The organism is Nonomuraea sp. NPDC003201 (genome assembly GCF_053590415.1).
Genome location: NZ_JBSFTC010000139.1, coordinates 15276 through 28440, shown reverse-complemented (window position 1 = coordinate 28440; position 13165 = coordinate 15276). Strand labels below are relative to the sequence as shown.

At 71.6% G+C, this 13165-nt stretch carries 11 protein-coding genes; 9 read left to right on the top strand and 2 right to left on the bottom strand.

Annotated features, from left to right (window positions below; all coding sequences use genetic code 11):
* From ACWDX9_RS35920 to ACWDX9_RS35890, 7 genes are all read left to right on the top strand, one after another.
* Window positions 1-735 (top strand): SDR family NAD(P)-dependent oxidoreductase (locus ACWDX9_RS35920; protein ID WP_449962047.1); only part of this gene is annotated, 735 nt, incomplete at its 5' end.
* A 108-nt stretch (window positions 736-843) separates the two neighbouring features.
* Window positions 844-1701, top strand: coding sequence for a Gfo/Idh/MocA family protein (locus tag ACWDX9_RS35915; protein ID WP_449962044.1), 858 nt, complete (start codon window positions 844-846; stop codon window positions 1699-1701).
* Between the two features lie 198 nt (window positions 1702-1899).
* Complete coding sequence (locus tag ACWDX9_RS35910) at window positions 1900-2886, top strand: ABC transporter substrate-binding protein (protein WP_449962041.1); 987 nt, start codon at window positions 1900-1902, stop codon at window positions 2884-2886.
* Window positions 2887-2888: 2 nt separating this feature from the next.
* Window positions 2889-3923, top strand: a complete 1035-nt coding sequence (locus tag ACWDX9_RS35905) for a FecCD family ABC transporter permease (protein ID WP_355206361.1) — start codon at window positions 2889-2891, stop codon at window positions 3921-3923.
* On the top strand, window positions 3920-4693 hold the full coding sequence (locus ACWDX9_RS35900) for an ABC transporter ATP-binding protein (protein ID WP_449962038.1): 774 nt from the start codon (window positions 3920-3922) through the stop codon (window positions 4691-4693). The genes ACWDX9_RS35905 and ACWDX9_RS35900 overlap by 4 nt, the downstream gene beginning before the upstream one ends.
* Window positions 4690-5325, top strand: a complete 636-nt coding sequence (locus tag ACWDX9_RS35895; RefSeq protein ID WP_449962036.1) for an adenosylcobinamide amidohydrolase — start codon at window positions 4690-4692, stop codon at window positions 5323-5325. Before ACWDX9_RS35900 ends, ACWDX9_RS35895 begins: the two co-directional genes overlap by 4 nt.
* Window positions 5326-5391: 66 nt before the next feature.
* On the top strand, window positions 5392-5964 hold the full coding sequence (locus ACWDX9_RS35890; RefSeq protein ID WP_449962033.1) for a Uma2 family endonuclease: 573 nt from the start codon (window positions 5392-5394) through the stop codon (window positions 5962-5964).
* Here ACWDX9_RS35890 and ACWDX9_RS35885 read toward each other — a convergent pair.
* Together ACWDX9_RS35885 and ACWDX9_RS35880 are read right to left on the bottom strand one after the other, a co-directional pair.
* Window positions 5922-7622, bottom strand: coding sequence for a hydantoinase B/oxoprolinase family protein (locus tag ACWDX9_RS35885; RefSeq protein WP_449962030.1), 1701 nt, complete (start codon window positions 7620-7622; stop codon window positions 5922-5924). The two genes, ACWDX9_RS35890 and ACWDX9_RS35885, sit on opposite strands and share 43 nt — an antisense overlap.
* Window positions 7607-9841, bottom strand: a complete 2235-nt coding sequence (locus ACWDX9_RS35880) for a hydantoinase/oxoprolinase family protein (RefSeq protein WP_449962027.1) — start codon at window positions 9839-9841, stop codon at window positions 7607-7609. The genes ACWDX9_RS35885 and ACWDX9_RS35880 overlap by 16 nt, the downstream gene beginning before the upstream one ends.
* 103 nt (window positions 9842-9944) lie before the next feature.
* Between ACWDX9_RS35880 and ACWDX9_RS35875 the strand changes: the two genes are divergently transcribed.
* Together ACWDX9_RS35875 and ACWDX9_RS35870 are read left to right on the top strand one after the other, a co-directional pair.
* Window positions 9945-11423: a hypothetical protein gene (locus ACWDX9_RS35875; RefSeq protein ID WP_449962025.1), complete on the top strand. Its 1479-nt coding sequence runs from the start codon at window positions 9945-9947 to the stop codon at window positions 11421-11423.
* Window positions 11423-13126, top strand: coding sequence for a serine/threonine protein kinase (locus tag ACWDX9_RS35870; protein ID WP_449962022.1), 1704 nt, complete (start codon window positions 11423-11425; stop codon window positions 13124-13126). The genes ACWDX9_RS35875 and ACWDX9_RS35870 overlap by 1 nt, the downstream gene beginning before the upstream one ends.
* The last annotated feature ends 39 nt before the right edge of the window (window positions 13127-13165 follow it).

Here is a 13165-nt window from a genome sequence, read left to right as displayed (position 1 = left end):
GCCGCCGAGGGAGCCTGCGTCGGCGTCCTGGACCTGCGCGCGGCAGGCGCGAAGTCCACCGCGGCCGCCATCCGCGCCCGCGGCGGCACGGCCATGGCCCTGACCTGCGACGTCTCCGACGAGAAGCAGGTGGAGGAGGCGGTCGCGGCCCTGGTGACGTCGTTCGGCCGGGTGGACGTCCTGCACTCCAACGCCGCCGCGCTCGACGCCGCCGTCTACGGCCGGGACCGGGATCTCGACTCGCTCGACGTCGAGGTCTGGGACCGCACGATGGAGGTCAACCTGCGCGGCGCCATGCTCATGGTCAAGCACACGGTGCCCGCCATGCCGGACGGCGGCGCCATCGTCCTCATGTCGTCGGTGTCCGCCCTGGTCGGGGACGAGGTTCACGCCGCGTACGGGGCCTCGAAGGCGGCCCTGATCGGCTTCACCCGTTACGTGGCCACGATGTACGGCTCCCGCGGCGTCCGCTGCAACGCCGTCGCCCCCGCCCTCGTCCTCACCCAGGCCGCCCAGCGGGCCCTGAGCCAGGGGCAGCTCGCCGACAAGGCCGCCGAACGGCTCCTGCCGTGGCCGTGCACCCCCGACGACGTCGCGAACCTGGTGTGCTTCCTCGCCTCCGACGAGGCCCGCTGCATCACCGGACAGACCCTGACCATCGACTCCGGCACCCTGGCCCACCGCCCGCAGCATGCTGTCCAACGCTGGCGCGACCTGAACGACGGGCCCCACTGACGCCGATGGGCGGGCGCCGCGCGGGGCACCCGCCCATCGAGCCACCGGCCGTCATGCCGGTGGTATGGGAAGATCCTCCCCATACGTGCGGTGAACAGGGGAGGTCTCATGGAGCCGGTGGCGGTCGGGCTGATCGGAGCGGGCCCGTGGGCCGAGATGGCGCACGCGCCGATGCTGTCCAAGGGGCCGCACACGCGGCTGGCCGGGGTGTGGGCCCGCCGTCCCGAGGCGGCCGCCCGGCTCGGAGCGCCGGTGTTCGAGCGCGTCGAGGAGCTGTTCGACGCCTGCGAGGCCGTGGCGTTCTGCGTGCCGCCCGCCGTTCAGGCCGAGCTCGGCGTCCGTGCCGCCCGCGCGGGCAAGGCGCTGCTGCTGGAGAAGCCGCTCGCGGACACGCTGGACGGCGCGCGGCGCCTGGCCGAGGCCGTCGCGGAGGCGGGCGTCGCCTCCCAGCTGGTGCTCACCCTGCGGTACGCCCCCCAGGCCCGCGCCTTCCTGGCCCGGTGCCGCGAGATCCAGCCGTTCGGCGGCCACGCCGCGAACATCTCCGGCACCCTCCTCGGCGACCACCCCTTCGCAACCCCCTGGCGGCTGGCGCGCGGCGTGCTGCTCGACGTCGGCCCGCACGTGATCGACCTGCTGGGCGCCGCGCTCGGCCCGGTGACCGGCGTGCGCGCGCACGGCGACCCGCTCGGCTGGACCGGCCTGCTGCTCGAGCACGAGGGCGGCGCGGTCTCCGAGGCGTCGCTGTGCATGGCCGCGGTCGGCGACCTGCCGCCCTCGACGTTCGCCGTGTACGGCCGCACCGGCAGCGCCGTGCTCCCGCACTTCGACGACGACCCCCTGGACACCATCGCCGAGGAGTTCGCCGGAACCGTGCGGAACGGCGGTGGCCACCCGCTCGACGCCGCCCACGGGCTCAGGCTCCAGGAGATCATCGCCGAGGCGGAGTCCCAACTGACCCCTTGACGCCGCGGGCATCCGGAGGATTGATAGCGTTTGTCCGATGCGCAGGGTCGCAGCGAAGTCCGGTGCGAGTCCGGCGCTGTCCCGCAACTGTCATAGCCAGGTCGCCTGCCTCTGCGCTGACGTCATCAACCCTCGTGGAAAAGGGTGATCCGTCGCTCAAACGCGGGTCTCTCGGTTCCGACAGTGAAAGGACTACTCGTGAGGCCCCGACGTACGGCCCTCGCGGGCGCGCTGCTGGGAACGCTGATCCTGGCCGGATGCGGCCAGACCGGCACCACAGCCACCCCGTCCGCCGCCCCCAGCGCTTCCTCCGCCCCTGCCTCCGCCCCCGCCTCCTCCTCCGCGCCTGACTCCGGGGCGGGCTTCCCCGTCACCGTCGAGGCGGGCAACGGCAAGGTCACCCTCGCCAAGAAGCCCGAGCGGATCGTCTCCCTCTCGGCCACCCACACCGAGACGCTCTTCGCCATCGGCGCGGGCCCCCAGGTCGTCGCCGTGGACGACCAGTCGAACTACCCGGCCGAGGCCCCCAAGACCGACCTGTCCGGCTTCAAGCCGAACGTCGAGGCCATCGTCGCCCAGAAGCCCGACCTGGTCATCGTCTCCAACGACATCGACCAGATCGTCGCCGAGCTGGGCAAGGTGAACGTGCCCGTCCTGCTCGAACCCGCCGCCACCAAGCTCGACGAGGCGTACGAGGAGATCGCCGAGATCGGCGCGGCCACCGGCAACCAGGCCAAGGCCGACGAGGTCGTCTCCGGCATGAAGACGGCCATGGACAAGCTGGCCGCCGAGGCGCCCAAGGACAAGAAGCTCACCTACTACCACGAGCTCGACCAGACGCCGTACGCGGCGACGTCCCAGACGTTCATCGGCCAGGTCTACGGCCTGTTCGGCCTCACCAACATCGCGGACAAGGCGCCCGACCAGGCGGGCGGCTATCCGAAGCTGTCGGCCGAGTTCGTGGCCCAGGCGGACCCCGACATGATCTTCCTCGGCGACGTCAAGTGCTGCCAGCAGAGCAAGGACACCCTGGCCAAGCGGCCGGGCTGGAAGGGCCTGTCGGCCATCAAGAACGACCAGGTGATCCAGCTCGACGACGACCTGGCCTCCCGCTGGGGGCCGCGCGTCGTCCAGCTCGCCGAGTCCATCGGCGCCGCGGTCGCCAAGGCCGGGGCCAAGAGCTGACCATGGCGGCGCAGGCCGGCCCGTCGAGGGCCAGACCACTCTGGATCGCGTGCGCCCTGGGCGTGCTGGCCGTCTGCATGATCGCCGGGCTGCTGGACGGGGCGGCCGACATCTCACCCTGGCAGGTGGTGCTCCAGGCCGTGGACTGGCTGCCGTTCGTGCACGTGGACTCCGGGCTCGCGCCGGTCGAGCAGGGGCTGCTGTTCGAGCTGCGGCTGCCGCGGGTGCTGGTGGCCGCGGTGGTCGGAGGGCTGCTGGCCATGGCGGGGGCGGGGTACCAGGGCGTGTTCCGCAACCCGCTCGCCGACCCGTACCTGCTGGGCGCCGCGGCCGGGGCAGGCCTGGCGACGACCGTGGCCATCGTGCTGCTGCCGGAGTCGGGCGCGAGCATCCCCGTCGCGGCCTTCCTCGGGGCCGTGGGCGGGGTGTTCCTCGCGTACACGCTCGGCAACACCGCCGGGCGCTCCGGCGGCACCGCGACGCTGGTGCTGGCCGGGGTGGCGGTCACCTCGTTCCTGACCGCGATCCAGACGTTCATCCAGCAGTTCAAGGTCGAGGAGCTGCAGCGCGTCTACTCGTGGATCCTCGGCGACGTCGGCGGCGGATGGGACCAGTTCTGGCTGGTGCTGCCGTACGCCGCCGTCTCGGCCGTGCTGCTCCTGCTGCACGGGCGGATGCTCGACGTGCTGTCCGTGGGCGACGAGGAGGCCACCAGCCTCGGCGTGCGGGCGGCCAGGGTGCGCCTCACCGTGCTGCTGGCCGCCTCCCTGGCCACCGCGGCGGCCGTGGCGGTGAGCGGGCTGATCGGGTTCGTGGGCATCGTCATCCCGCACATCGTGCGGCGGCTGGCGGGCGGCTCGTACCGGATCGTCCTGCCGCTGTCGCTGATCGGCGGCGGGGCGTTCCTGGTGCTGGCCGACCTCATCGCGCGTACGGTGATCGCGCCCGCCGAGCTGCCGATCGGAGTGGTGACCATGTTCGTGGGGGCGCCGTTCTTCGTCGGTGTCCTGCGCATGACGAGGCGGACGGCGACGTGATCAGCACCCAGGCGCTGTCGGTACGGCTCGGCGACCGCGAGGTCGTGTCCGATGTCTCGCTCCAGGCGCGCCGCGGCGAGTGGCTGGCGATCATCGGGCCCAACGGGGCGGGCAAGTCCACCCTGCTCAAGGCCGTCATGGGTCTCGTCGCGCACCGGGGCGAGGTCACGCTGGACTCCCGTCCGGCGGCCCGGCTCAAGCCCCGCGAACGTGCCCGCCTGCTGGCCTACGCCCCCCAGACCCCCGCCCTGCCGCCCGACATGACGGTCTTCGACTACGCGCTGCTCGGGCGCACCCCGTACATTCCCTACCTGGGCAGGGAGAGCGCGCACGACCGGGAGGTCACCGCCGGCGTGCTCGAACGGCTCGACCTGACCGCGCTCGCCATGCGGCGCGCGGGGGAGCTGTCCGGCGGCGAGCGCCAGCGCGTGGTGCTGGCCAGGGCGCTCGCCCAGGAGGCGCCCGTCCTGCTGCTGGACGAGCCCACGACGGCCCTCGACCTCGGGCACCAGCAGCAGGTGCTGGAGCTGGTGGACCGGCTGCGGCGGGCGGACGGCCTGACCGTCGTCACCACCCTGCACGACCTGACCGTCGCCGGCCTCTACGCCGACTCCCTGCTCCTGCTGGCCGACGGGCGCGCGGTGGCCTCCGGCAAGCCCGCCCAGGTGCTCACCGAGCCGTTGGTGGGACGGCACTTCGACGCCCATGTCAAGATCGAGCCGGGGCCGGACGGCCGGCCCGTCGTGCACCTCGTCAGGGGAGGGCCATGAAGCTCACATATCGGGTGGAGGACGGGGCGCGGCTGGGAGCGCTGCTGTGGGAGTTCGGGCCGGGCTGGCGGATGATCTCCTCCGCGCTGCTCGGCGGCGGGATCGGCCCGCGCGAGTGGGTGCTGAACGCGCAGGTGGTGGCCGGGTATTCACGGATGGACCCGGTCGACCACCTGCTGTCGTTAGGTCCGGCGGGCGACGGCGTCGGCATGCTGACCGCCGCCGCCGTCGACCGCTGCGTCCGGGCCTCGGACGGCGGCGTGGAGGCGTACGCGACCGTCGGCCTCCGCGTCCCGACCTGGGCCGCCACGCCGGAGGGGAGCACGGACCCGGAGCTGGCGCCGATGCGGGTGGGGACCATCAACATCGTGACCGTGCTGCCGGTGGCCATGACGGACGCGGCCCTGGTCAACGCGGTGATGACGGTCACGGAGGCGAAGTCCCAGGCGCTGATCGAGGCGGGCTTCCCCTGCACGGGCACGGCCTCGGACGCGGTCTGTGTGGCCGCGCCGGCGGACGGGCCCGCGGAGCTGTTCGGCGGGCCGCGCTCGGAGTGGGGCGCTCGCGCGGCCCGCGCCGTCCACGCGGCGGTCCGCCAGGGCGCCGAAGCGTGGCGACCTCGTGACTTCTAGTGACGGAATTTGGGCAAGTAGCATGTGGGCAAGGGCGAGCTTCCCGATACTGGGTGGGTGACCGCAATGGCGACGATCGAACCGGTGGGGCGCACGGCATTTCCCAGTGCGCCGTTCACTGTGGACGACCTGCTCGAGTTCCCCGACGACGGGAATCGTTACGAGCTCTTCAACGGGAGCCTTGTAGTCAGCCCTGCCCCCAGCCTCCTACACCAGGACGCGATCTTCCTTCTGCAGACGATTCTGCACCAAGCTGCGCCGCCACATCTGAAGGTGTATTCGACCGTCAATGTGCGCCCGTCCGACAAGGACCTCTACATCCCCGATCTCGTCGTGGTGCCGAGGGATAGAGCCAAGGCTGTGAAACTCATGCTCGCGCCCAGCGACGTGCTACTGGCCGTGGAGGTGGTTAGCCCGAGCACCAGGCTGCACGACAGGGGGACCAAAGCAGCCGCGTATGCAGCGGCGGGCATTCCCATCTACTGGCGCATCGAACCTTTCGAGGGACCGACGCTCTACATCCACGAACTCGTGGATGGCTCCTACAAAGAACCCACTGCCCACAAGGCCGGGACCACGGTCAATCTGTCGTCGCCCTACCCTGTCAGCTTCGATCCCGCCGACTTGATCGACGACTGAGCCTCGAACCCGTAATCCTCGGCCGCCCCTTGTGGAGTGATGCGGCCCGCTTCCAGGTCGGCCAGGATCGCCTCGGGGTCGCGTTCGGCGGGTGGGCCGAGGCCGGCGCCGCCCGTCGTCTCCACGATGAACGCCTCCCCGGCAACAAACCGTACATTGTTGACCTTGGACGCCAGCCGTTCCACCGTCCCGTCCAGGTGGCGCCTGAAGAAGCCGCCGAGCCGCCCCGGCTGCCCGCCGGCACGGCCCAAGGGCGGGAGGCGGAGGCGGTCGCCGCGGGTGGTGACGTGGCAGTCGGCCAGGAAACGGTAGACCGTGCGCGAGCCCAGCCCGCCGCGGAAGCGGCCGGGGCCACCCGAGTCCGGGATGGTCTCGACGGACTCGACGATCAGCGGGCAGCGGCTCTCCACCGGCTCCGCCTGCGGGACCGAGTTGCGGCCGATGCCGAAGTGCACGCCCGTGGCGTCCGGGCCGTCCAGGCCCCGGCGGGCGCCCACGCCGCCGAAGTCGTAGGAGAGGTGGATCCAGTACGGCGCCCCGACGGCGGCGATCGAGAACGGCTGCAGGATCCCGCTGGGGGCGATGGCACGCTCGGGGACGGCGTCGGACATGGCCTGGAAGACGGCCTCCATGGCGGCGTAGATCGGGACGTACCGGCCGCCGCACGGGTAGGGGGAGCGGGCGTTGAGCAGGGAGCCCTCGGGGAGGCGTACGTCGATGGCGCGCAGGCAGCCGTCGTTCATGGGGATCGTGGGGTCGAGGAAGCAGCGGACGGCGAAGACGGCGGCGGCGAGGGACTGCGAGGCCGAGGCGTTGATCGCGGCGGGGACCTGCGGGCCGGTGCCCGCGAAGTCCAGCACGGCTCGTTCGTCGCCGAGGATGACGGCGACCCGGATTTCATGCGATTTTTCGGGATTTATGCCGTCATCGTCGATCGGGTACGTTGCCTCGAACCGGCCCGCCGGCAGCTCGGCCAGCGCCGCGCGGGTCCTGGCGTCGGTGTAGTCCAGGTAGTCGTCGACGCCCGCGCTCAGGCCTTCCGCGCCGTACTCGCCGACCAGGGTCTCCAGCCGGGCGGCGGCCACCGCCGTCCCGGCCACCAGGGCCCGCACGTCGCCCATGACCTTGTCGGGGGTACGGCTGTTGGCCCGCAGGATGGCCTCCACGGTCGGATCCAGGCCCTCCTCGGTGGCCAGGCGTACCGGGGGGAGCTGGAGGCCCTCCAGGAAGATGTCCGTCGCCAGCGGGGCCATGCCGCCCGCCGAGAGGCCGCCCAGGTCGGAGACGTGGATCATGGTGGCGGTGAAGTACGCGGGGGCCCGGCCGACGAAGACCGGGCGGTAGACGAGCAGGTCGTTGGTGTGCACGCCGCCCCGGTAGGCGTCGTTGAGCACGTACACGTCGCCCGGGCTCATCCGGTCCGCGGGGATGTCCTTGAGGAGCTCGGGGAGCGCCACCTTGAGCGCCATGCTGTTCATGAGGGTGGTGGCCATGGACTGGGCGATCAGGCGGCCCCGGGCGTCGAGGACGGCGGCCGAGGCGTCGGAGCCCTCCACGATGAACGTCGAGTACGCGGAGCGGACCACCACGATGCTGGCCTCTTCCGCCGCGACGACGAGCGCGTTCCTGAGCACCTCGGCGGTCAGGAGGTCCGGCATGTCGTGCTCCTGGTGAGGTGGACGGCGCGGGGCTCGGCGAGGGTGGCGGTCCAGCCGGGCGGGACGACGATCGTGGACTCGGCGTCCTCGATGATCGCGGGGCCGTGGAGCGGGCTGTCGGCCATGGTGTCCCTGGTGTGGACGGGGACTTCGGCGTAGCCACCGGCCTCCGGGAAGTACGCCCGCCTCGCCCGGGGCACGGCCGCTGCCACCCCATCTCCTGTTGTCCCCTCCCCGGCCGCCCTGTCCCCGGCCGCCCTGTCCCCGGCTGCCCCGTTCCTGGCCGCCCCGCTCGGTGCCGTACTGCTCCCGACCGCCGCACGCGTTGCGCCGGGCTCCGCCGTACCACGTCTCGCCGCACCGGCGCCGAAGGTGTGCGGGTCGGTGGAGGACGTGCTGTCCTTCGGGCCGGAGCCGGAGCCGGAGCCGGAGCCGGGGTTGGGGTTGGGGTCGGGGGGTGGGGAGGTGGGGGCGGTGAGGTGGATGCGGTAGCTGACCAGTTCGATCTCGCCCCGTTGCGCGATCCCGTACACCTCCTCGTACCGTGCGAAGAAGCGGGACGCCAGCACCTCCCGGGAGGACGTCCACGCCACGGTCAGGTCGTGGGACTGGCCCTTGAAGCGGACGTCCACCGACCGTGACACCAGCACCCCGGGGTCCGAGAGTGAGACGCCCAGGTCGGCGGCGGCGTCGGTGGCCAGGGAGGTGAAGACGGCGGAGGGGTCGGGGGCGTCCAGGCGGGACAGGACGCGGTCCGTGGAGAGGGCCCCGGTGAGGAGTCCGGCCGCCGAGGCGACGCCGCAGTGCGCGGGCACCACCACCGTCCCGATCCCGAAGCGCTCCGCGACCCGGGCCGCGTGCATGGGCCCGGCGCCGCCGAAGGCGACCAGGGCGAAGCCGCGCGGGTCGATGCCGCGCTGCACCGTCACCACGTGCACCGCCGACGCCATCGAGGCGCTGACGATCTCGTGCACGGCGTACGCGGCCTCCTCCCGGGAGACCTCGAGCGGCGAGGCCAGCCGGTCGAGGGCTTTGGCGGCCAGGTCCGGGGTCAGGGGGAGCGAAGCGGAGGAGAGGTAGCCGAGGACCAGGTTCGCGTCCGTGACCGTGGGCTCGGAGCCGCCCAGACCGTAACAGGCGGGCCCGGGGGAGGAGCCCGCTGAGTGCGGGCCGACGCGGAGCGCGCCGGCCGCGTCGAGCCAGGCGACGCTGCCCCCGCCCGCCCCCACCTCCGCCAGGTCGATGGCCGGCGTCTTGATGGGCACGCCCGTGCCGGCCCGGCGGCCGCCGAAGCTGCCCTTGCCACCGACGTGGAACTCGTTCGTGATCTCGGGCTTCCCGCCGCGTACGACGCAGGCCTTGGCGGTCGTCCCGCCCATGTCGAACGAGATCACGTCGGGGAACCCGGTCCCGGCCGCCGCCAGCACCCCCGCCGCCGGGCCCGACTCGATCGTGGCCACCGCGCGCCGGGCGGCCAGCTCGGCGGAGATCACACCACCGCTCGACTCCATGACGTGGACGGGCGCGCGGATCCCGATCTCAGCCAGCCGCTCCCGGAGCTGCGAAAGGTACGAAGCCATCAATGGACCGATATATGCGGACATGATGGTGGTGGTGGCGCGCTCGTACTCGCGGATCTCCGGCCAGATCTCCGACGACGTCACCACGTCCGGGATCGACTCCCGCAGGAGTTCGGCGACCTGCCGCTCGTGGGCCGGGTTGGCGTACGAGTGCAGCAGGCAGACCGCCGCCGACGTGATGCCGCGGGCCGTGATCGCCGCGGCGGCCCGGCGTACGGAATCGAGGTCCAGCGGCGTCAGCACCGCGCCGCGCGCCGAGACGCGTTCCACCACCTCGAAGCAGTCGCCCGCGGCCACCGGCGGAGGCGGCGGCGAGAAGCGCAGATCGTAGCGGTCCTCCTCGACCCGCGCGTAGCGCCCGAGCGGGACGGCGGCGCGAAAGCCCTGGGTGGTGACAAAAGCCACCCGGACCCCCTTGCGTTCGAGCACCGCGTTGGTGGCCAGCGTCGTCGCGTGGACGACCCGCGTGACCTGCGCGGGGTCGCGGTCGCCGAGCGCGTGCGTAACGCCGGCCACGATGCCCGCGATGGGGTCGTAGTGGGTGCTCAAACATTTGGCCACGGCAATCGCGCCGAACGTGCCTCCAAGGACCACATCGGTGAAGGTGCCTCCGACATCTACGCCGATCGTGTAGCCCACCCAGGTACGTTATTCCCCCGAGCAAGCGCTTGTCTACGTGGCGGTCTATTGACTTACAGCATGCGATTGGGACCCTGGTCCTAGACCTGCGTTGGGAGCGGAGATGGCGCGCCTCACAGCCCTTGCCGGTGGCGTCGCGACGGCACTGGTGCTGATCGCGATGCCGGCCGCGGCTCACGAACACCCGAGCGGGATCACCGACCTGGTGACCCCCGCCGTGGTGCGACTGGAAGCCGTGTCTCATGTGGAGATCACCCTGCTCGACCACATCGGCGAGCTCAAACATGTGGAGCGGTCCTACGACATCCCGTTCGCCGCGGGCACGGGGACCGTCGTCAACCCCGACGGCACGATCATCGCGCTCAGGCGCCTGGCCGTGAACCCCAACGACGTCGCGATCTACGCGGCGAACAAGGTCTTCGCCGAGCACCACAAGGTGAAGATCCCCCTCGACTACGAGAAGCACAAGCTCAAGGACGACCTCCTCAACCACCACCTGGCGGAGTGCTACCCGCCGAAGACCGACACCGCCACCTGCATCATCAACGTGACCACCGAGATCACGGCCTATCCCAACGTGTCGCCGCCGACCCCCAACGGCATCAAGGTCAAGTGCATCAAGGCCGGCCCGACGCCCGACAGCCCCGCCGTGCTGGTGCCGGTGACCCCCATGACCGGAGGCGTCGGCATGCCCACCGCGCCGCTCGCCGACCAGGTGCCCGAGCAGGAGGGAGCGCCCACCAACGTGGCGGGCTTCCTCGGCCGGCCGGGCCCGAAGGTCCTGGAGACCGTCGAGATCGCCCACCTGGGCAAGGGCGGCGCGGGAGGTGCGGGCGGTGACAACGGCAGGCCGTTCGCCGACCCGGAGAAGAAGGTGGACGAGCCGGTCAAGCTGGGCGGCCTGGCCGACCAGGGACTCATCGGCGCCCCCGTGATCGGCGACAAGAACGGCCACGTCATCGGCCTGCTGGTGGGCGGTGGCAAAGAGGGCAGGATGATCGGCGTCAGGGAGATCAACGGCATCCTGGCCGCCGCCAAGGTGGCGCCGCGCAGAGGCGCGATCGACACGGCGTTCGAGGCGGCGCTGACCCGCTATCACACCAAGTACTACACGGAGGCCGCGCCGGGCTTCCAGCGGGTGCTGGAGCTCTATCCGGGCAACGTGGTGGCCGCCAAGCTGCTGAAGACCTCGCTGGAGAAACGGGGCGGGCCGGAGGACCAGGGCACGAAACAGGTGGCGGCCACGACCACCCGGTCGACCCCGCTGTGGCCGTTCATCGTGGCGGCCGGAATCCTTTTCATGGCGGCCGCGGGCGGGGCGTATCTGCTGTGGCGCCGCCGTGCTCCTGAAAAGGTGACAGAGCCGCCAGAACCACCGGGGACGGCCGCGCCACCGCTCGACGACGGGGCCAACCAGACCGTGGTCGTACGGCGGTCGCAGGCGTTCCCCATGGTCCCGCAGCAACAACAGCAGGTGATGACCGCGCCGAACCCGGCGATCAAGTACTGCACCTCGTGCGGCATGCGACTCGGGCCCGCGCATCGCTTCTGCGGTTACTGCGGCCACCCCATCGAGACGTGATGCCATTGAACGAAAGATCGCTCATCGGCCAGGAGGTGGCCGGGTACTACATCGAGGACATCGTCGGCAAGGGCGGCATGGCCGTGGTCTACCTTGCGCTCGACCCCCGGTTGAGCCGCCGGGTGGCGCTGAAGATCCTCAATCCGGTGCTCAGCGTCGACGACCGGTTCAGGCAGCGGTTCATCCTGGAGTCCAGAACGGTCGCCAGCATCGAGCACCCCAACATCATCCCGATCTACGAGGCCAACGCGGACGCCGACGGCGTCCTCTACATCGCCATGCGCTACGTCGACGGGCTCGACCTGCGCCGGCTCATCTACGACCGCGGGCCGCTGCCGATCGCCCAGGCGAACCAGGTCTTCGCCCAGGTCGCCGCCGCCCTCGACGCCGCGCACGCGCACGACCTGATCCACCGCGACGTCAAACCGGCCAACATCCTGATGGCCGGCGACCACGTCTACCTCACCGACTTCGGCATCACCAAGCACCGCTCGTCGATCTCCGGGCTGACCCAGACCGACCAGTTCATCGGCACGCCCCGCTACATGTCGCCCGAGCAGATCAACAAGGAGCACATCGACGGCCGCGCCGACCAGTACGCGCTGGCCTGCGTGGTCTACGAGGGGCTGTCGGCGCGGCTGCCGTTCCAGCGTGAGAACGACATCGCGCTGCTCTGGGCCCACCTGGCCGAGCAGCCGACGCCGCTGTCGCAGCTCAGGCCCGACCTGCCCGCGCAGATCGACGCCGTGATGATGAGGGCGCTGGCCAAGGCGCCCGAGCAGCGCTACGCCACCTGTACGGAGTTCGTGACCGCGCTGCGTGACACGATCAGCGGGCACCAGCCCGATCCCATGAGCGGCCCCACCAGCGGGCCCCACCTCGTGCCCCGCCAGGGTCCCCCCTCCGGGCCGCACCCGGCCCCGTACCCCGCGCCCGTCCCAGGACCCACGACGGGCCCCACGACCGGTCCCCCGACCGGCCCCGCCTCCGGGCCCACCTCAGGCCCGCGCCCCGTGCCCGTCCTGGGGCCCCCGTTCACGCCGATCGGGTCGGACCGGGCCCCCGCGCCCCCCACGCATCCGACCGCGCCCAAGAAACGCCCGGGACGCGTCCCGATCGTGGCCGCCACGCTGGTCGCCGCCGTGGCGGCCCTCGCGCTCGTCGCCATGATCATCATGAACCACCGCGGCGACACCTGGTCCCGCTACAAGACCAGCGCCGCCGCGCCGCTCACGTTCGAGTACCCGGGCGACTGGACCGTGCGCACCCACCAGGACCTGTTCGCGGTGGTCTCGCCGCACGCCCAGGAGTTCGAGTCCCTGTTCGTGGCCGGCCCCGGCGCGGACTGGTCGGCGATCTCCCAGGTCGTCGAGGACGACCCCGACTCCGCCTCGGGCGTCTACGTCCAGGTCTCCGACACCCTCGACGCCGGCGGCAACTCCGAGCAGATGAAGGCCAAGATGGAGGCCCTGCTGCCCGGCCAGGTCGACGTCGGCAAACCCGTGCCGGACCAGGCCGGCACCAGCCCCGCCACCCGCTTCGACGGCTCCCTGCACGACCCCGCGTCCGGCACCAGGCTGGGCTTCGTCAGCTACGTGATCGACCGCCAGCCCAAGACCATGCTCGTGATGTACTTCTGCGCCAAGGCCACGTGCGACGACGCCACCCAGACCCGCATCCGGCAGAGCGTCCATGTGTCATGACTTGTGACTCACTTGCGTGCGGCTTGGCCTGGGTGTTCA

What these genes read in the sequence shown, in the direction of transcription:
- ACWDX9_RS35915 (WP_449962044.1), top strand. Translation starts at nt 844, where the DNA reads ATGGAGCCGGTGGCGGTCGGGCTGATCGGAGCGGGCCCGTGGGCCGAG.
- ACWDX9_RS35905 (WP_355206361.1), top strand. Translation starts at nt 2,889, where the DNA reads ATGGCGGCGCAGGCCGGCCCGTCGAGGGCCAGACCACTCTGGATCGCG.
- ACWDX9_RS35895 (WP_449962036.1), top strand. Translation starts at nt 4,690, where the DNA reads ATGAAGCTCACATATCGGGTGGAGGACGGGGCGCGGCTGGGAGCGCTG.
- ACWDX9_RS35890 (WP_449962033.1), top strand. Translation starts at nt 5,392, where the DNA reads ATGGCGACGATCGAACCGGTGGGGCGCACGGCATTTCCCAGTGCGCCG.
- ACWDX9_RS35885 (WP_449962030.1), bottom strand. Translation starts at nt 7,622, where the DNA reads ATGCCGGACCTCCTGACCGCCGAGGTGCTCAGGAACGCGCTCGTCGTC.
- ACWDX9_RS35875 (WP_449962025.1), top strand. Translation starts at nt 9,945, where the DNA reads ATGGCGCGCCTCACAGCCCTTGCCGGTGGCGTCGCGACGGCACTGGTG.
- ACWDX9_RS35870 (WP_449962022.1), top strand. Translation starts at nt 11,423, where the DNA reads ATGCCATTGAACGAAAGATCGCTCATCGGCCAGGAGGTGGCCGGGTAC.